Origin of the sequence: Burkholderia sp. ABCPW 14 (assembly GCF_001523835.1) — a bacterium.
In the GTDB taxonomy this organism is placed as follows: Bacteria; Pseudomonadota; Gammaproteobacteria; order Burkholderiales; family Burkholderiaceae; genus Burkholderia; species Burkholderia mayonis.
In genome coordinates this window covers 80,443-97,805 of the sequence record NZ_LOVS01000087.1, presented here as the reverse complement: position 1 = coordinate 97,805, position 17,363 = coordinate 80,443, and the positions used below count along the sequence as shown (strand labels likewise).

The 17,363-nt window shown below is 68.6% G+C and carries 16 protein-coding genes; 15 read left to right on the top strand and 1 reads right to left on the bottom strand.

What is annotated here, in order from left to right:
- Nucleotides 1-41: 41 nt before the first annotated feature.
- The 11 genes from WS62_RS13270 (at nucleotide 42) to WS62_RS13220 (ending at nucleotide 11,773) form a co-directional block, all read left to right on the top strand.
- Nucleotides 42-1,424 (top strand): ATPase, encoded by a 1,383-nt coding sequence (locus tag WS62_RS13270; RefSeq protein WP_066571329.1) that lies wholly within the window; start codon nucleotides 42-44, stop codon nucleotides 1,422-1,424.
- A gap of 46 nt (nucleotides 1,425-1,470) precedes the next feature.
- Nucleotides 1,471-2,319 carry a Flp pilus assembly protein CpaB gene (gene cpaB / locus WS62_RS13265; protein ID WP_066571328.1) on the top strand — a complete coding sequence of 283 codons (849 nt, stop codon included), beginning with the start codon at nucleotides 1,471-1,473 and terminating at the stop codon, nucleotides 2,317-2,319.
- A 113-nt stretch (nucleotides 2,320-2,432) separates the two neighbouring features.
- On the top strand, nucleotides 2,433-4,511 hold the full coding sequence (locus tag WS62_RS13260) for a type II and III secretion system protein family protein (protein ID WP_066571326.1): 2,079 nt from the start codon (nucleotides 2,433-2,435) through the stop codon (nucleotides 4,509-4,511).
- A 20-nt stretch (nucleotides 4,512-4,531) separates the two neighbouring features.
- Complete coding sequence (locus tag WS62_RS13255) at nucleotides 4,532-4,837, top strand: hypothetical protein (RefSeq protein WP_066571324.1); 306 nt, start codon at nucleotides 4,532-4,534, stop codon at nucleotides 4,835-4,837.
- A 25-nt stretch (nucleotides 4,838-4,862) separates the two neighbouring features.
- The gene (locus tag WS62_RS13250) at nucleotides 4,863-6,122 is read left to right on the top strand and encodes a pilus assembly protein TadG-related protein (RefSeq protein WP_066571321.1); all 1,260 of its coding nucleotides are present in this window, start codon (nucleotides 4,863-4,865) and stop codon (nucleotides 6,120-6,122) included.
- A 49-nt stretch (nucleotides 6,123-6,171) separates the two neighbouring features.
- Nucleotides 6,172-6,678, top strand: coding sequence for a TadE/TadG family type IV pilus assembly protein (locus WS62_RS13245; protein ID WP_066571319.1), 507 nt, complete (start codon nucleotides 6,172-6,174; stop codon nucleotides 6,676-6,678).
- On the top strand, nucleotides 6,675-7,136 hold the full coding sequence (locus WS62_RS13240; protein WP_066571318.1) for a TadE/TadG family type IV pilus assembly protein: 462 nt from the start codon (nucleotides 6,675-6,677) through the stop codon (nucleotides 7,134-7,136). Before WS62_RS13245 ends, WS62_RS13240 begins: the two co-directional genes overlap by 4 nt.
- A gap of 22 nt (nucleotides 7,137-7,158) precedes the next feature.
- Nucleotides 7,159-8,367, top strand: coding sequence for an AAA family ATPase (locus WS62_RS13235; protein ID WP_066571316.1), 1,209 nt, complete (start codon nucleotides 7,159-7,161; stop codon nucleotides 8,365-8,367).
- Nucleotides 8,368-8,387: 20 nt separating this feature from the next.
- Nucleotides 8,388-9,755, top strand: coding sequence for a CpaF family protein (locus WS62_RS13230; RefSeq protein ID WP_066571315.1), 1,368 nt, complete (start codon nucleotides 8,388-8,390; stop codon nucleotides 9,753-9,755).
- Nucleotides 9,756-9,781: 26 nt separating this feature from the next.
- Nucleotides 9,782-10,759 carry a type II secretion system F family protein gene (locus WS62_RS13225; RefSeq protein ID WP_066571363.1) on the top strand — a complete coding sequence of 326 codons (978 nt, stop codon included), beginning with the start codon at nucleotides 9,782-9,784 and terminating at the stop codon, nucleotides 10,757-10,759.
- A gap of 54 nt (nucleotides 10,760-10,813) precedes the next feature.
- Nucleotides 10,814-11,773 (top strand): type II secretion system F family protein, encoded by a 960-nt coding sequence (locus tag WS62_RS13220; protein WP_066571314.1) that lies wholly within the window; start codon nucleotides 10,814-10,816, stop codon nucleotides 11,771-11,773.
- Between the two features lie 241 nt (nucleotides 11,774-12,014).
- Here the strand turns inward: WS62_RS13220 and WS62_RS13215 are convergent, their stop codons facing one another.
- Nucleotides 12,015-12,491 (bottom strand): Lrp/AsnC family transcriptional regulator, encoded by a 477-nt coding sequence (locus WS62_RS13215; protein ID WP_066571313.1) that lies wholly within the window; start codon nucleotides 12,489-12,491, stop codon nucleotides 12,015-12,017.
- Between the two features lie 232 nt (nucleotides 12,492-12,723).
- Here WS62_RS13215 and WS62_RS13210 point away from each other — a divergent pair, with 232 nt between their 5' ends.
- The 4 genes from WS62_RS13210 (at nucleotide 12,724) to WS62_RS13195 (ending at nucleotide 17,320) form a co-directional block, all read left to right on the top strand.
- On the top strand, nucleotides 12,724-13,941 hold the full coding sequence (locus tag WS62_RS13210; protein WP_066571312.1) for an amino acid aminotransferase: 1,218 nt from the start codon (nucleotides 12,724-12,726) through the stop codon (nucleotides 13,939-13,941).
- Nucleotides 13,942-14,114: 173 nt separating this feature from the next.
- The gene (locus tag WS62_RS13205; protein WP_066571310.1) at nucleotides 14,115-14,513 is read left to right on the top strand and encodes a RidA family protein; all 399 of its coding nucleotides are present in this window, start codon (nucleotides 14,115-14,117) and stop codon (nucleotides 14,511-14,513) included.
- A 197-nt stretch (nucleotides 14,514-14,710) separates the two neighbouring features.
- Nucleotides 14,711-15,784, top strand: a complete 1,074-nt coding sequence (locus tag WS62_RS13200) for a porin (RefSeq protein WP_066571309.1) — start codon at nucleotides 14,711-14,713, stop codon at nucleotides 15,782-15,784.
- An 81-nt stretch (nucleotides 15,785-15,865) separates the two neighbouring features.
- Nucleotides 15,866-17,320 (top strand): amino acid permease, encoded by a 1,455-nt coding sequence (locus tag WS62_RS13195; protein WP_066571308.1) that lies wholly within the window; start codon nucleotides 15,866-15,868, stop codon nucleotides 17,318-17,320.
- Nucleotides 17,321-17,363 lie beyond the last annotated feature (43 nt).

The window sequence follows — 17,363 nt, the reverse complement described above, 5'->3', positions numbered from 1 at the left end:
CGCGGCGCATGCCGGCCCCTTACCCAACGATTGGAGCGACCATGAACCTGGATCAAGCAGAACCGCGACACGATGCGCAGATCGCCCATCTGCCGGAGCCGCCGGCGCTGCGCGCGTACCGCACGAAGCAGGCCACGCGTCTGCCGGCGGCACCGCGCTCGCTCGCGGAAACCGGCCTGGACGAAGCCTTCGTCGCGGCGCTGCTGCTGAAATCGATGCTCGTGCACGGGCGTTCGAGCCTGACCGAGATCGTCGAGCGTCACTGCCTGCCGCCCGTCGTGCTCGATGAAGTGCTGACGTTCCTCGCGTGCGAGCGTCTGATCGAAGTCACGCATCGCGGCCTGTCCGACATCGACCTGACGCTGCGCCTGACCGACCTCGGCCGCGCACTCGCGCGCGAGGAGAAAGCGCGCAACACTTACTGCGGCCCCGCACCCGTCACGCACGGAGCGTATGTCGCGACCGTCGCCGCCCACTCGATGCGCCACTTGACGATCGCGCGCGCCGACGCGCACGCGGCGTTCGACGGCGTCATCATCGAGCCGGCGATGCTCGACGCGGCCGCCGCGTCGATGAACGCAGGCCGGCCGCTGCTGCTCCACGGCCCCGCGGGCGGCGGCAAGACCTATCTCGCCGAGCGCCTCGGCGCGCTGCTGCGCGGCAACGTGCCGATTCCGCATGCGATCTACGCATCGGGCGAGATCATCAAGATCCACGATTCGCTCGTGCACGTCGATGCGCCGCGCGCGGCCGACGGCGCGAGCGGCGACCGCCGCTGGCGTCTGTGCCGCCGGCCCATCGTGCTGTCGGGCGGCGAGCTGACGCTCGACGAACTCGACCTGCGCCGCGACGGCGCGACGGGCTATTACCAGGCCCCGCCGCACGTGAAGGCGAACATGGGTCTCTACATCGTCGACGACCTCGGCCGCCAGCGCATCGCGCCGCGCGATCTGCTGAACCGCTGGCTGCTGCCGCTCGACCGCAACGTCGATCAGCTGACGTTCGCGAGCGGCGTGCGGCTCGAAATGCCGTTCGACGTGTGGCCGGTGTTCTCGAGCAACCTCACGCCCACGCAGTTCAACGACGACGCGTTCCTGCGGCGGCTCGGCTCGAAGCTGCATGTCGGGCCGCTGCCCGTCGACCGCTACCGCGCCGTGTACGACGCGAACTGCGCCGCGCTCGCGCTGACGTCGGACGCGTCGACGTTCGACTACCTGCTGCAACGCCTGCACACGCCCGCGCAGATACCGTTTCTCGCGTGCTATCCGGGCGATCTGCTGCGGCTCGTCTCGGCATCCGTCCGCTATCGCGGCGATGCGCCCACGGTCACGCCGCAGGCGCTGCACGAGGCGTGGCGCAGTTTCTTCGGTTCGGTGCCCGATGAACCGCCCTTCACCCCGCCGGATGCGGATCGCGATTGGTAACCGTCCGGTCCATTGGCTCTTGATACGACTAATGAGGAGTACCGCCATGAAAAACAGTCGCGCATTCACGATGCTCGCCATCGCCATCCTGGCGGGGCTGGCCGCCGTCGCCTTCGCATCGCGATGGCTCGTGCAGACATCGAGCAGCGCCGTCACGCCGGTCGCGGTGGCCGCGATCGACGTGAACCTCGGCGAGCCGCTCGGCCCGAACCAGCTCCGCATCATCAACTGGCCGACGGCCAGCGTGCCGCCCGGCGCGTTCACCGACGTCAAGTCACTCGAGGGCCGCGTCGTGCGCACGAGCCTCGCGCGCGGCGAGCCCGTGCTCGGCTCGAAGCTCGCGCCCGTCGGCACGAAGGGCGGCCTGTCCGCCGTGATCGCCCCGGGACACCGCGCGATCACCGTGCGCGTGAACGACGTCGTCGGCGTCGCGGGCTTCGCGCTGCCGGGCAACTACGTCGATGTGATCGTCAACACGCAGGAACAGTCGAAGGCCGATCCGCAGCAGAGCATCTCGAAGATCGTGCTCGAGAAGATCCTCGTGCTCGCCGTCGCGCAGCAAGTGAGCCGCGACGACACGGCGCCGAAGGTCGTCAACGCGGTCACGCTCGAAGTCTCGCCCGACCAGGCGGAAAAACTCGACCTCGCGCGCAGCGTCGGCACGCTGTCGCTCGTGCTGCGCAACCAGGTCGACAAGGACGCGCTGAATACCGGCGGCGCGACGAAGAACACGCTGCTCGGCCAGCCGGCGGCCGTGCCAGCGCCCGTCGCGGTGCACGCCGCGCAACCGCGCCCCGTGCGCACGCGCGTCGTCGTCGCGCATGCACATGGCGCGGCCGGCCGCGACTGCGTCGGCGTGTTGTCCGGCGTGACGGGCAGCGTCGAATGTTTCTGACATAAGCGGCAAAGCACTGACGATGCCTGGCGTTTCCGCTGCCCGTTTGCGTTTCGGCAGCTTTCGATAGTCAAACCCGGCGCACTGCGCCGGGCACTGGGGGACCACACGAAATGGACACCAAACCGCAACTTTCCCGGCCGACGCCGACGCGCTCGCGCGTCGTGCGCGGCGCGGCGCTCACCGCCGCGTGCTGCGCCGGGCTCCTCACCGTCTTCGCCGCGTCCGCGCAGGATGCCGTCGAAAATGCCGCAATCACGAAGGGCATCGCAGCGGCGCCGATGGCGATCGGCCGCGGACCGATGCAGATGATGATCAGCATGGCGCCCGCTCCGGTCGCCGGCGCCGCCGCGGCAGCCGAAGCCGCGGCGCCGCTGCGCGGTCCGAACTGCGTCGGCGAGATGCGCGAGGCGACGAGCGTCAGCGTGCCGCTCGGCAAGTCGCTGCTCGTGCCGCTCGACGAGCCGGTGCGCAACCGCACGATCGGCAATCCCGCCGTCGCGCAGGCGACGATGGTGTCGCCGCGCACGCTCTATCTCGTCGGTCTGTCGGTCGGCACGACCAACATGATCGTTCAGGGCAGGAGCGGCGCGTGCCAGATCATCGACGTCGCGGTCGGCGCGGACGCGGGCGGCCTGCAGGCGTCGCTGCGCCAGCTGATGCCCGCCGAGCGCGACATCCGCGTGTCGACCGCCGCCGACACGATCGTCCTCGCGGGCAACGTGTCGAGCGCGCAGGCCTCGCAGCAGGCGGTCGCGATCGCGAAGGCGTACAGCGACCGCACGAACGTCGGCGGGGGGGCCGGCGCGGGCCCGGGCGGCCCGCGCGGGGGCGTGCTCAACATGCTGACCGTCACGTCGCCGCAGCAGGTGATGCTCGAGGTGAAGGTCGCCGAGGTGTCGAAGACGCTGATCAACCAGATGGGGTCGGCCGTCAACATCCAGGGCGGATTCGGCTCGTGGACGGGCGCGCTCGTGACGAACCTGCTCGCGGGCGTCGGCAACGGCATCGCGGCGAGCAAGTCGAACAGGCTGCCGTTCAAGGCGGCGCTCGACGCGCAGAACACCGACCAGCCGGTGAAGATCCTCGCCGAGCCGCAGCTCGTGACGATCAGCGGCCAGGAAGCGACGTTCCTCGCGGGCGGCAAGATCTTCATCCCGGTTCCGCAGAGCAGCGGCACCGGCACGACGACGATCACGCTGCAGGAAGAGGAATTCGGCGTCGGGCTGAAGTTCACGCCGACCGTGCTGTCGAACGGCCGGATCAGCCTGAAGGTCGCGCCTGAAGTGTCCGAGCTGTCGCCGACGGGCGTCACGCTGTCCGCGACGAACGTGAGCGGCGTGTCGATCCTGCCGCTCATCACGACGCGGCGCGCATCGACGACGGTGCAGATGGGCGACGGCGAGACGTTCGCGATCGGCGGCCTCATCAAGGACAACATGCAAGGCTCGCTGAAGGCGCTGCCCGGCATCGGCGAGCTGCCCGTGCTCGGCGCGCTGTTGCGCAGCACGTCGTTCCAGCAGGATCGCACCGAGCTCGTGTTCGTCATCACGCCGCATCTGGTGAAGCCGCTCGAAACCGCTGACGTGCCGCTGCCGACCGACAGCTTCACGAAGCCCAATGAAATCGACGTCTATGCGACGGGCGACATGGAAGGCCGTGGCGCGATGCGCAAGCGCGAAGCCGCACCCGAGAACGCCGCACCTGCCGGCGCCGCCGTTCCCGCGAACGCCACGCCGATGAGCGCTGCGCCCGTCAATGCCGCCCCGACGGCCGCCGCGCCGACGCGCACCGCGCCCGCCGCTGCCGCTGCGCCCGCGAATGCTGCGCCCGCGAATGCTGCGCCCGTGAACGCCGCGCCGACCGCCGCCGCACCGGCGAACATCGCGCCGGATGCCGCGCAGACGTCCGCGCCTGCGCCTGCGCGTCCGTCGGCCACCGTGCAAGCGCCGCCGCCCGCGTTGCCGTCCGCGTCCGCGTCCGCGATCGCGCTGCGGCAAGGCGCGCGCGCCGCCGTGCCGGGCGCCGCGCCGGCCTTGCCCGCCGCACCGGCGGCCGCCACCGCATCGCCCACGCCCGCCGCACTCGCGGCGCCGGCTCCCGCCGGCGCGACCGCGCTGCGCCAAGGCGCCGCACAGCCGTCGCAACAGCTCGCCAACGCTGGCGCGATCGCGCAGCCCGTCGACCACTGAACTTCCGCAAGGGGACGCACATGAACCTCGATTACTTCACGCTGACGCGCCGCCTCGTGCTCGCCGCGTCGCTCGCCGCCTCGCTCGGCGGCTGCATGAACAGCACGCCCGTCTGGGACAGCCGCTTCGGCGATTCGGTCCGCGCCGTGATGCAGGCCCAGATCATCGATCCGCACGCCGCCGAGCACACGAAGTCGGCGACCGGCATCGACGGCAAGTCGGCCGCCGCTGCGCTCGAGAACTACGACAAGTCGTTCCAGCAGATCGAGCCCACGCCGAACGCTTTCGTGATCGGCGTCGGCGGCGGCAAGACGGGCGGTCAATAACCACCACGCGCTCAGGGAGACCGTCATGTCTCGCGTCACTTCTTCGTCAGGCGCCGCCCTTCACGGCGGGCGGCGCCGGCAGCGCGGCGTCGTATCGATTCTCGTCGCGCTGATGCTCGCGGTGCTGATCGGCTTCGTCGGCCTCGCGCTGGATCTCGGCAAGCTCTACGTGACGCGCAGCGAGTTGCAGAACAGCGCCGACGCATGCGCGCTCGCCGCGGCGCGCGACCTGACGGGCGCCACGATCAACTTGTCCGTGTCCGAGGCGGCCGGCATCACCGCCGGCCACCTCAACTACGCGCTGTTCGAGCAATTTCCGGTTCAGATGCAGACGAACTCGAACGTCACGTTCACCGATTCGCTCAGCAATCCGTTTCAACCGAAGAGCGCGATCGCCTCGCCCTCGTCGATCAAGTACGTGAAGTGCACGACGTCGCGAACGGGCATCGTCAACTGGTTCATCCAGACGCTCAACATGGTGCCGGGCGTGACCGTCGCGAATGCGTCGGTATCCGCGACCGCCGTCGCGACGATCGGCGCCGCGCAGACGACCTGCGCGATCCCGGTGTTCATCTGCAAGGCCGGCACGCAGACGAGCCCGCCCGTCGCGGGCGCGACGTACAACGTCGGCGACTGGCTGTCCGCGAAGACAGGCTCGCCGCCGTCGTTCGGCTCGGGCAATTTCGGCTGGTCGGCGCTCGACGGCTCGAACAGCGCGTCGGCGATCGCGAACGAGCTGACGGGCAACTACTGCGCACTGCCCGCGGCCGGCTCGCAGATCGGCACGCCGGGCAACAAGGCCGCGACGACGAACGCATACAACACTCGCTTCGGCATCTACGCGAATCCTTACAAGAATCCGTCGTTCGGCACGCCCGACTTCACCGGCTACGCGTACGACGCGACCACGTGGCCCGCGCAGAGCAACGCGTATTCGGACTTCGTCAGCAAGCGCTCGACGTTCACGAGCTATCAGGGCGATCTGATCACCGGCATCACCACGGGCGGCTCGTACAGCGCGAGCTACTACCAGGCGGGCGCCGACCGGCGGCTCGCGCTCGCGCCCGAAGTCGACTGCTCGGTGCTGCTGAGCGGCCACAGCGCGCCCGTGCTGTCGTGGGACTGCGTGCTGATGCTCGATCCGATGGGTTCCGGCGGCAGCGCAACACCCGTGCATCTCGAATACCGCGGCTCGTCGACGACTGCCGGCAGCCCGTGCGCGACGCAAGGCACGCCCGGCAACGGCAGTTCGGTCGGCCCGCAAGTGCCCGTCCTGCTCCAATAACCCGGAGACGATCATGAACCGACTCTCATCCCGCCCCCGTCCTGCGCGGATGCGCGGCGCCGTCGCGGTCGAATTCGCGATCGTGATGATTCCGCTCGTGCTGCTCGTGACCGGCGTCGCGGAATTCGGCCGCGCGATCTACCAGTACGAGGCGTTGACGAAAGCGACACGTGACGCGACGCGCTATCTGTCGACGTACCTGTCGACCGACCCCGCGTATCCGGTCGCGCAGGCGCAGTGTCTCGCCGTCTACGGCAGCACGACCTGCGGCTCGACCGGCAGCGAGCTCGCGCCGGGCCTGACGACGTCGATGGTCATCGTCTGCGATGCGTCGCACACGACGAACTGCGGCGACGCGTCCGATCCGGCGCAGTTCGCGAACGTGCCGACCTACGACACGAACAACGGCTCGCCCGATCCGGCGAATCTCGCGGGCAGCATCAATCTCGTCGAGGTCAAGATCAAGGGCTATCAGTACCAGCCGATCCCGGCGTTTCCGGGCCTGCCGACCTTGACCTTCGGCAACATCGTCACCGTGATGAGGCAAGTGTCATGAACGCGCGCCCCTTCTCCCTGATCCGGCGCCGTATGCAGCGCGGCGCGACGGCTGTCGAGTTCGCGCTCGTCGCCGCGATCCTCTGCACGATACTGATCGGCATCTGCGAGTTCGGCCGCGTGCTGTTCTACTGGAACACCGCGAGCGAGGCCGTCCGGCTCGGCGCGCGCACGGCGGCCGTCTGCGACGCCGATGCGTCCGTCGTGAAGACCCGCATCGGCCAGTTCATGCCGCTCATCGGCAATGCGAACGTGAGCCTGTCTTACTCGCCCGCCGGCTGCGATTCCGACGCGGCGACGGCGCGCAGCACCTGCACGTTCGTCACCGTGTCGGTCAAGAACGTGACGGTCAAGACGCTGATTCCGTTCGTGCCGCTCACGCTCGCGATGCCCTCCTTCGTCACCACGCTGCCCCGCGAAAGTCTCACGACGTCGTCGGGCGGCTCGGTTTGCCAATGAACCCCACACGAGGTCAACGACCATGATCAACATCCTCGTCGCTTCCGAAGACGCATCACGGCTCGCGCATCTCGCGCGGCTCGTCGGCGACGCCGGCCGCTATCGCGTCACGCGCACGATCGGCCGCGCCGCGCAGATCGTGCAGCGCACGGACGGCCTCGATGCGTTCGACATCCTGATGATCGACGGCCTCGCGCTCGACACCGCCGAGCTCGCCGCGATCGAGCGGCTGAGCCGCCTGCATCCGGGCCTGACGTGCATGCTCGTGACGACCGACGCGTCGTCGCAGACGCTGCTCGACGCGATGCGCGCCGGCGTGCGCGACGTGCTGCCCTGGCCGGTCGAACCGCACGCGCTCGACGATGCGCTGAAGCGCGCGGCCGCGCAGTGCACGCAGCGCGATACGCCCGACACGCGGATCGTGTCGTTCATGTCGTGCAAGGGCGGCGCGGGCACGAGCTTCATCGCGGGCAACGTCGCGTACGAGATCGCCGAAGGCGGGCAGCGCCGCACGCTGCTGATCGACCTGAACCAGCAGTTCGCCGACGCCGCGTTCCTCGTCAGCGACCAGACACCGCCGTCGACCATCGCACAGCTCTGCGGGCAGCTCGAAAGAATGGACGGCGCGTTTCTCGACGCGAGCGTCGTGCGCGTGACCGATACGTTCCACGTGCTCGCGGGCGCGGGCGATCCGCTCAAGGCCGCCGACCTCCGCGAGGACGCGCTCGAATGGATCCTCGGCGTCGCCGCGCCGCGCTACGACTTCGTGATCTTCGATCTCGGCGTGAGCCTGAACGCGGTGTCGATGGTCGCGCTCGACCGCAGCGACCACATCGAAGTCGTGCTGCAGCCGAGCATGCCGCACGTGCGCGCGGCCCGGCGCCTGCAGGAGCTGCTCGTGTCGCTCAGCTGCCCGCTCGAGCGCATGCAGCTCGTGCTGAACCGGCAGACGCGCGCATCCGACCGCGCGCGCGCGGCGCTCGAGGAAGTGCTCGGCGTGCGCGCGGCGCACGTGATTCCCGACGATCCCGCCACGGTCGGCGAGGCGGTCGACCAGGGCGTTCCGCTCTCCCGGCTCGCGCGCAACAGCGGCGTCGCGCGCAGCCTGCAGGCGTTCGCGAAGCGGCTCGTCGACGGCGGGCAGCGCCCGCGCCGCGACAGCACGCGCGACACACCGCTGATCGCACGGCTCTTCAGCCGTAGCGCGACGCCCAAACTCAAATCGATGTAACACCGTTCGAGGAGATCATCATGTCATTGCGAGACCAGATGTCCGTGCGGCGCGCACCACCGTTCATGTCCCGAAGCGACGCCATCGGCGCGGCGACCGCGATGGCGCGCGAAGCGTATCAGAAGCTGCGCCGCCAGATTCATGGCACCGTGCTCGAGCGCGTCGAGCTCGAGCGCCTGTCGCGGATGCCCGCCGAGCAGGTGCGCAACGAGATCGCCACGCTGATCGCGCGCATTCTCGACGACGAGAAGCTGCTCGCCAACGATCTCGAGCGGCGCCAGCTCACGATCGACGTCTACGACGAAATGTTCGGATTCGGTCCGCTCGAATCGCTGCTGCGCGATCCGACCGTGTCGGACATCCTCGTCAACACGGCGAGCGCCGTCTATGTCGAGCGGCATGGCCGGCTCGAGCTGACCGATGTCACGTTCTACGACGACGCGCACCTGATGAAGGTGATCGAGAAGATCGTGTCGCGCGTCGGCCGGCGGATCGACGAATCGAGCCCGATGGTCGACGCGCGCCTGCCCGACGGCTCGCGCGTGAACGCGATCATCCCGCCGTCCGCGATCGACGGCCCGTTGATGTCGATTCGTCGCTTCGCCGTCAATCCGCTGAAGATGGACGATCTCGTCAACTACCAGACGCTGACGCCGCCGATGGCGCAACTGCTCGAAGCGCTCGCGCACGCGAAGGTCAACGTGCTCGTGTCGGGCGGCACCGGCAGCGGCAAGACGACGCTCCTCAACATCCTGTCCGGCTTCATTCCCGATGACGAACGGATTGTGACGATCGAAGACGCGGCAGAGCTGCAATTGCAGCAGCATCACGTGCTGCGGCTCGAAACGCGGCCGCCGAACATCGAAGGCAAAGGCGAGATCACGCAGCGCACGCTCGTGCGCAACGCGCTGCGGATGCGGCCCGACCGCATCATCCTCGGCGAAGTGCGCGGCGCCGAAGCGCTCGACATGCTGAACGCGATGAATACCGGCCACGAAGGCTCGCTCGCGACGATCCACGCGAACACGCCGCGCGACGCGCTGACCCGGCTCGAAAACATGATCGGCGTCTCGGGCCTTTCGCTGCCGCCGAAGACGATGCGCCAGCAGATCAGCTCCGCGCTGTCGGTCGTCGTGCAGACCGCGCGCCTCACGGACGGCAAGCGCAAGATCGTCAGCATCCAGGAACTGACCGGCATGGAGGGCGAGATCATCAACATGCAGGAGATCTTCACGTTCAAGCGCACCGGTCTCGACGCGAACGGCAACGTGCTCGGCCACTTCACCGCGACGGGCGTGCGGCCGAAGTTCGCCGAGCGTCTGAGCGCGTTCGGCATCCAGTTGCCGGACGCGATGTACGACCCCGCACGCCGCTTCGACGTGGCGTAAGCCCGCGCTGAATGAAGGAGCCCGTCATGGACCCGATTTTCTACGGTTTCATTCTCCTGCTGTTCGTCGCCGTGGTGCTGGCGTTCGAAGGCGTCTATCAATGGTGGAACGCCCACCACGGCCCGGCCGCGCGGCGCATCGAGGCGCGCATCCGCGCGATGTCGGCGGGCGGCCAGGTGCAGAAGGAGCGGCTGTCGATCCTCAAGGAGCGGATGCTCAACGACGCGAAGCCGTTCGACCGCCTGCTGATGCGCCTGCCCCGCGTGCGGACGCTCGACCTGATGATCGAGCAATCGGGCCTCACGTGGTCAGTCGTGAAGCTCGCGTGGATCTCGCTTGCGATACCGTTCATCACATTCGTCGCGCTCAGCTTCGCGCCGCTGCCGCTATGGATCGCGGGCGCGGTTGCGGTCGCGGTCGTGTGCCTGCCGACGATGTTCGTGCTGCGCTGCCGGACGCGCCGCCTGCGCAAGCTCGAACGGCAGTTGCCGGACGCGTGCGACATGATCGCGCGCGCGCTGCGCGCGGGCCACGCGTTCTCGAGCGCGATCTCGATGGTGGGCGGGGAGTTCGCGGAGCCGATGGGCGGCGAATTCCGGATCACGTTCGACGAGATCAACTACGGCGTGCCGCTGCAGGAAGCGCTGCTGAATCTCGCGACGCGCGTGCCGGTGCCCGACCTGCGCTACTTCGTGATCGCGGTGCTGATCCAGCGCGAGACGGGCGGCAACCTCGCCGAGCTGCTCGACGGCATCGCGCTCCTGATTCGCGAGCGCTTCAAGCTGTTCGACAAGGTCCGCGTGCTGTCGGCGGAAGGCAAGCTGTCCGCGCTGATCCTGACGCTGCTGCCGTTCGGCACCGCGGCGCTCCTCGCGATCATGAATCCCGACTTCATCGCGGTGCTCTGGCAGGACCCGGCCGGCGTCCTGCTCGTCGGGGTCACGATCGGGGCGATGGCATTCGGCATCGTGTGGATGCGGTACATCATCCGGATTCGCGTGTGAAGCCGCGCACGACGCATCCGGCCATCATTCGTTGAACGACATTCGGGGACTGTCATGGAAAACTTCAACGTCACGCAACTCCTGCTGCTATTCGGCCTGTTCGCGATCGTCGTCGTGGGCGTGATGGCCGCGTGGCTCGCGTTCGCGCCGCGCGACTTCGCGCGGCGTCTCGAACAGATCGGCGGCGGCGCGGCGGCCGCGGCGGGCGACGGCGCGGCGCCGCAGGCCGTGTGGATCGAGAAGCTCGCCGAAATCTCGGCGCCGATCTCGAAGCTGTCGCTGCCGAAGGCCGGCTGGGAGAATTCGCCGCTGCGGCTGCGCCTCATCAACGCCGGATGGCGCTCGCCGGCCGCCGCGCACCTGTACTTCGCCGCGAAGACCGTGCTCGCGCTCGCGCTGCCCGCGGCCGCGATGCCGTTTCTGATCGACACCGTGCTCGCGGACAGCCCGTACATGCTGTCGTCGATGCTCGTGCTGATCGGCGCGTTCGGCTTCTATCTGCCGAACGCCGTGCTGTCGCGCCGCATCGCGTCGAGGCAGCGCGTCATCGTCGAGGATTTTCCGGACGCGCTCGACCTGCTGACCGTTTGCGTCGAAGCAGGACTCGGGCTCGACGCGGCGTTGACGAAGGTCGCCGACGAGCTACGGCTGCGCAGCCCCATCGTCGCGGACGAGCTCGGGCTGATGCTGCTCGAGATGCGCTCCGGCTTCTCGAAGGAGACCGCGCTGCGCAACCTCGCGCTGCGCACGGGCGCCGAAGACGTCGACGCGTTCAGCGCGATGCTGATCCAGGCGGACCGCTTCGGAACGAGCATCGGCGCGTCGCTGCGCGTGCTGTCGGACACGCTGCGCACGCAGCGGCGGATGCGCGCGGAGGAGCGCGCGGCGAAGATCGCGCTGAAGCTGCTGTTTCCGCTGATCTTCTGCATCTTTCCAGCGCTGCTGACGGTGCTGCTCGGGCCCGCGTTCATTCATATCTATCGGACGCTGCTGCCGACGATGGCGGGAGGTTGAGCGGCGCGCTCGCGGAGGCGCCGGGCGGCTTCGCCGTGCCGCTCGCGCCGTCCGGGCGGTCAACCCGCCGCGCCGGCAACAAGCAGTCCAAGGCCGCGCGGCGGTTGGGGCGTGGACGGCGGGCCGCCCGCCGCGCTAGGCGACGGCGCGTTCGCCGCGCGCCCGACGGCGTTCACTACCTGTATCGGGAATAGAGAAGCGGACGGCGCCCCGCCCGCGCGCCGCCCCGCCGCGCTTCCGCCTATGCCGGCTTGCTCGCGAGATCCAGCACCGAGCCGTCGCGCTTGAGCGTCGCGAGCACGATGCTCGAATTCGTCGACATCACGCCGCGTGCGCGATGCAGCCGGTTCATCACGAAATCGGAAAAGTGATCGAGGCTGCGGGCGCGCACGGTCAGCACGTAGTTCGATTCGCCCGTAACCACCTGCGCGGCGACGACCTCCGGCCACGACTGGATCGCGGCGACGAACGAGTCGTGCCAGTCGTCGATGTCGGGACGCATCGCCACGTGCACGAGCGCCTCGAATTCGACGCCGATGCGCTTCGGCGCGATCACGCACCGATAGCCTTCGATCACGCCCTGCTCTTCCATCAGCTTCACGCGCCGCAGGCACGCGGACGGCGACAGCGCGACCGACGTCGCGAGGTCCTGATTGCTGATGCGGCCGTCGCGCTCCAGCTCGCGAAGGATGCGCATATCGGTACGGTCCAGGCTCATTTCGCAGAATCCCGCAAAAAATCGATTTCGATTCGCAGACTCTATCACGACGAATCGTATCCAAGCACGATATCAGAAGCACATTTCATTTTTTCGCCGATAACATGCGCCCCATGAATCGTGCAGCGGCGGCGGCCCGGAAGGCCGCGCGCGGCGCGCGGCGCGGCCTTCGGGCGATGCGGCGCGCGGCGGCCCCGCCGCTGTTCCCGTCATCCCGCAGACAGCCTCCATCATGTTCGAACACATTCACGCATATCCCGGCGATCCGATCCTGTCGCTGTTCCAGGCATTCCAGCGCGATCCCGAGCCGCGCAAGGTCAACCTGAGCATCGGCCTTTATTACGACGAAAGCGGCGCCGTGCCGGTGCTGGACAGCGTGCGCGCGGCGGCGGCGCGGCTGAGCGAGCGGCACGGCGCGCACACGTATCTGCCGATGGAGGGCTTGGCCGACTACCGGCGCGCGCTGCAATCGCTCGTGTTCGGCGCCGACAGCGCCGCGCTGCGCGACAAGCGGATCGCGACGGTGCAGACGGTCGGCGGCTCCGGCGCGCTGCGTCTCGGCGCGGACCTCCTGAAGCGCTATTTCCCCGACAGCGCGATCTGGATCGGCGATCCGACCTGGGACAACCACCGCGTGCTGTTCGCCGCGGCGGGCCTCGACGTGCACACGTATCCGTATTACGACGCGGCGACGAACGGCATCCGCTTCGACGCGATGATGGCGACGCTCGACACGCTGCCCGCGCGCGCGATCGTGCTGCTGCAGCCGTGCTGCCACAACCCGACCGGCATCGACCTGTCGCGCGAGCAGTGGCGCGAAATCGTCGCGCTGTGCAGCCGGCGCGGGCTGATTCCGTTTCTCGACATCGCGTATCAAGGCTTCGGCGACGGCCTCGACGACGACGCATCGCCGATCCGCGCGATGACCGACGCGGGGCTGCCCGTCGTCGTCAGCAACTCGTTCTCGAAGAACTTCTCGCTGTACGGCGAGCGCTGCGGCGGGCTGTCGATCGCGTGCGCGAACGAAAGCGAAGCGGCGCAGGTGCTGAGCCAGATTCAGGCGGGCGTGCGCCGCATCTATTCGAGCCCGCCGCTCTATGGCGCGCGGCTGATCTCGACCGTGCTGAACGACGCGGCGCTCGCGCAGCAGTGGGATCGCGACGTCACCGCGATGCGCGAGCGCATCAAGCGGATGCGCTCGGCGCTCGCCGAGCGGCTCGCGGCGCGGCTGCCCGGCACGTCGTTCGGCTACCTGGTCGAGCAGCGCGGGATGTTCAGCTATACCGGCCTCGCACCCGCCGAAGTCGACGCGCTGCGCGAAGACAACGGCGTGTACCTGCTGCGCTCCGGCCGCGCGTGCGTCGCGGGCCTGAGCGACGCGAACGTCGACTACGTCGCGAACGCGATCGCCGCGGTGCTGAAGGCGCGCCGGATGCGCGCCGCAGCGTGACGTGACGTGACGTGTGACGTGAAGCGTGACGCATTTCGCGCGGCACCGAAACCGAAACAAGAACCGAAGCCGAAGCCGGAACCGACTGAAGCCGGCGGCGTGAACCCCGGCGCGCAAGCGCCGCGACGCTCCCGGCCCCTCCCCGACAATCAGATATCCAAAAGAGTTTCCCCATGCCCGAACTGATCCCCGTCGATCTGCCCGAACCCGCGCAGCCGTTCTCGTGGGCCACGCATGCACACGGCCTGATGTTCACCGCGCACGGTCCCGTCGATGCGGCGGGCGCGATCGTCGGCGGCGACATCGCGCAGCAGGCGCGTCTCACGCTGTCGAACCTCGCATCGGCCGTGCGCGCCGCCGATGCGCGGATGCAGGACATCGTTCAGGTGCTGCTGTACGTCGCCGACGCACGCGACATCCCTGTCATCGACACCGTCTACCGCGATTGCTTCGACGCGCCGTATCCGAACCGCGCTTGCGTCGCCGTGCAGGGCTTCGCGCATCCGGACATGCGCATCGAGCTCGTCGCGTACGTCGCGCTCGGGCAGCCGGCGAGCCGCGCCGCAGGCTAGGGCCGGTTCACGCCAATAACGGACCCGAGTCCGTCACTCGATCGACGCACCGCCGCCGGCCGACGACGCCGGCGGCGGCGCACGCGAAGCGTGTCGCAACACGGACGGCGGCGGCCCGCTCGCCTCGCCGCGGCAGGTTCCGCGCGGCGAGGGCTTTCCGCCGTCCGGCACAACGACACCTCGACAAGGAAACGAAGATGAACAGGTTTGGAGCATCGACATGGCCGATCGCGATCGGCATCGCGCTGTCGGGCCCTGCGTTCGCGCAGAGCTCGGTCACGCTGTACGGCATCGTCGACCAGAGCATCCGCTACACGACGCACGCCAACGCCGCGAACGACGGCGCCGTGCAGATGGCGAACGGCGCGATCACGAACAGCCGCTGGGGCCTGAAGGGCGCCGAGGATCTCGGCAACGGCCTGAAGGCGATCTTCCGTCTCGAGAACGGCTTCGAGCCGCAGTCGGGACAAGCGGACGGCGGGCGGCTGTTCGGCCGCTATGCGTACGTCGGCTTGTCGGGCGGCTTCGGCACGGTCGAGCTCGGCCGCCAGACGACCGAAGGCTTCAATCTGTTCGGCGATCTCGATCCGCTGACGATCGGCAACTACACGGCGAACATGTGGCCGTACTTTCTCACGCAGGGCTACGCGAGCAACGTCGTCAGCTATGCGAACTCGGTCGGCGGCCTCGCGGTCGGCGCAAGCTACGGCTTCGGCGGCGTCGCGGGCGGCATGAGCCGCAACGCCTATTGGGGCGTGCGCTCCGCCTACACGCACGGCGCGCTGACGGTCGGCGCGGTGTATCAGCAGACCCGCGACGCCGACGGCCGCGCACAGCAGATGTGGGGCGCGGCGGGCCGCTACGTCGCCGGGCCCGCGACGCTGTTCGTCGGCTATCTCGGCGGCAAGGATGCGACCGGCACGATCGATCGCGACTACCTGAACGATCCGGGCCGCGCTCTCGCCTACGGCTCGTTCGCCGATCACCCGCGCTACGACGCGATCGGCTACGCGGGCGTCGCGTACCGGATCGATCCGGCGATCACGCTCACGGGCGCGTTCTATTACGATGCGATCCGCAACGTGAACGGCGTCGACGGCAACGGCGGCAAGCGCTACGCGGGCGTGCTCGAAGCGGAATACGCACTGTCGAAGGCGACGCAGCTCTACGCGACCGTCGACTACAACAAGGTGTCGGGCGACGCCGTCACGGAGATGCCGGGCCGCGGCAACCAGACGGGCGTCGCGGTCGGGCTGCGGCACATGTTCTGACGAACGGTTCCGATCGTTCACGCAGGTCCGGCGGGCGCGCGACGCGCCCGCGATCCATAACGAGAATCGGAGGAGCATTCAATGAGTTCGGAAGAACAATTTCACGCGATCGCGGCCCGCGAAGGCGGGCTGCGGCGCACGCTGAGCGCGCGACAGATGTCGATGATCGCGATCGGCGGCGCGATCGGCACGGGCCTCTTTCTCGGCAGCGGCTTCGCGATCAGTTTCGCGGGGCCGAGCGTGCTGATCAGCTATGCGATCGGCGCGCTGATTTCGCTGCTGCTGATGGGCTGTCTTGCGGAGATGACGGTCGCGCACCCGACGTCGGGCTCGTTCGGCGCGCACGCCGAGCATTACCTGAGCCCGTGGGCGGGCTTTCTCGTGCGCTACGCGTATTGGGCGTGCATCGTGCTCGCAGTCGGCACCGAAGTCACCGCGATCGCGCTGTACATGAAGTACTGGCTTCCCGCGGTGCCGGGCTGGATCTGGATCGCCGGCTTCTCGGCCGTGCTCGTGCTCGTCAATGCGCGGAGCGTCGACGTGTTCGGCTCGGTCGAATACGGGTTCTCGGTCGTGAAGATCGCGGCGATCGTCGCGTTCATCGCGATCGGCGGCTATGTCGTGTTCGTCGATCCGTCGCTCGTCGCGGGTGCGGGCTCAAATGCGACCGCGAGCGGCGGCGCGGGCGCGCCGGGCCTTCATCACTACTTCGGGCACGGCGGCTTTTTCCCGAAAGGCATGTGGGGAATGTGGGTCGCGGTGATCGTGTCGATCTTCAGCTATCTGAGCATCGAGATGATCGCGGTCGCCGCGGGCGAGGCGCAGGACCCGGAGCGCGCGGTCACGCGCGCGTTCCGCTCGACGGTGATCCGCCTCGTGCTGTTCTATCTCGTCACGCTCGCGCTGATGCTCGCGATCGTCCCGTGGACCGCGGCCGGCCGCGACGAGAGCCCGTTCGTCAAGGTGATGATCGCGATTCATTTGCCGGGCGCGGCGGGCGTCATCAATTTCGTCGTGCTGATCGCCGCGCTGTCCGCGATGAACAGCCAGCTCTACATCACGACGCGGATGATGTTCAGCCTCGCGTGCGCGGGCCATGCGCCGCGCGGTCTCGGCAGGCTGAACGGGCGCGGCGTGCCGCTCAACGCGCTGCTGCTGTCGACGCTCGGCATCGCGATCGCGACGCTCGTGAGCATCGTCTATCCGGACGCGTCGTTCACGATCATGATGGCGATCTCGATGTTCGGCGCGATGTTCACGTGGATGATGATCTTCGTCACGCACTACTTCTTCCGCCGCAAGCGCGCGGCGCTCGGGATGCCGCAGCCCGGCTTCCGGATGCCGGGCTTCCCGTTCGCGACGCTCGCCGGCGCGGCGCTGATGCTCGCGATCATGGTGACGACGTACTTCACGCCCGAGTTCCACATGACGCTCGTGTTCGGCGTGCCGTTTCTCGTCGCGCTGAGCGTGCTGTACTTCGTGCGATATCGCCGTCAGCCGGCGGCGCTCGCGCAAGCGGAAACGCCGTCGCGGTAAGCGCGCCGCCGTCGTGCGCGCACGCGCGCCGCGTGCGCGACGG

Excerpts from the sequence above, each read along its gene's own strand:
- WS62_RS13230 (WP_066571315.1), top strand. The coding sequence starts at position 8,388 with ATGTCATTGCGAGACCAGATGTCCGTGCGGCGCGCACCACCGTTCATG.
- WS62_RS13195 (WP_066571308.1), top strand. The coding sequence starts at position 15,866 with ATGAGTTCGGAAGAACAATTTCACGCGATCGCGGCCCGCGAAGGCGGG.
- cpaB (WP_066571328.1), top strand. The coding sequence starts at position 1,471 with ATGAAAAACAGTCGCGCATTCACGATGCTCGCCATCGCCATCCTGGCG.
- WS62_RS13240 (WP_066571318.1), top strand. The coding sequence starts at position 6,675 with ATGAACGCGCGCCCCTTCTCCCTGATCCGGCGCCGTATGCAGCGCGGC.
- WS62_RS13245 (WP_066571319.1), top strand. The coding sequence starts at position 6,172 with ATGCGCGGCGCCGTCGCGGTCGAATTCGCGATCGTGATGATTCCGCTC.
- WS62_RS13270 (WP_066571329.1), top strand. The coding sequence starts at position 42 with ATGAACCTGGATCAAGCAGAACCGCGACACGATGCGCAGATCGCCCAT.
- WS62_RS13220 (WP_066571314.1), top strand. The coding sequence starts at position 10,814 with ATGGAAAACTTCAACGTCACGCAACTCCTGCTGCTATTCGGCCTGTTC.
- WS62_RS13210 (WP_066571312.1), top strand. The coding sequence starts at position 12,724 with ATGTTCGAACACATTCACGCATATCCCGGCGATCCGATCCTGTCGCTG.
- WS62_RS13260 (WP_066571326.1), top strand. The coding sequence starts at position 2,433 with ATGGACACCAAACCGCAACTTTCCCGGCCGACGCCGACGCGCTCGCGC.
- WS62_RS13200 (WP_066571309.1), top strand. The coding sequence starts at position 14,711 with ATGAACAGGTTTGGAGCATCGACATGGCCGATCGCGATCGGCATCGCG.
- WS62_RS13215 (WP_066571313.1), bottom strand. The coding sequence starts at position 12,491 with ATGAGCCTGGACCGTACCGATATGCGCATCCTTCGCGAGCTGGAGCGC.
- WS62_RS13255 (WP_066571324.1), top strand. The coding sequence starts at position 4,532 with ATGAACCTCGATTACTTCACGCTGACGCGCCGCCTCGTGCTCGCCGCG.
- WS62_RS13205 (WP_066571310.1), top strand. The coding sequence starts at position 14,115 with ATGCCCGAACTGATCCCCGTCGATCTGCCCGAACCCGCGCAGCCGTTC.
- WS62_RS13250 (WP_066571321.1), top strand. The coding sequence starts at position 4,863 with ATGTCTCGCGTCACTTCTTCGTCAGGCGCCGCCCTTCACGGCGGGCGG.
- WS62_RS13225 (WP_066571363.1), top strand. The coding sequence starts at position 9,782 with ATGGACCCGATTTTCTACGGTTTCATTCTCCTGCTGTTCGTCGCCGTG.
- WS62_RS13235 (WP_066571316.1), top strand. The coding sequence starts at position 7,159 with ATGATCAACATCCTCGTCGCTTCCGAAGACGCATCACGGCTCGCGCAT.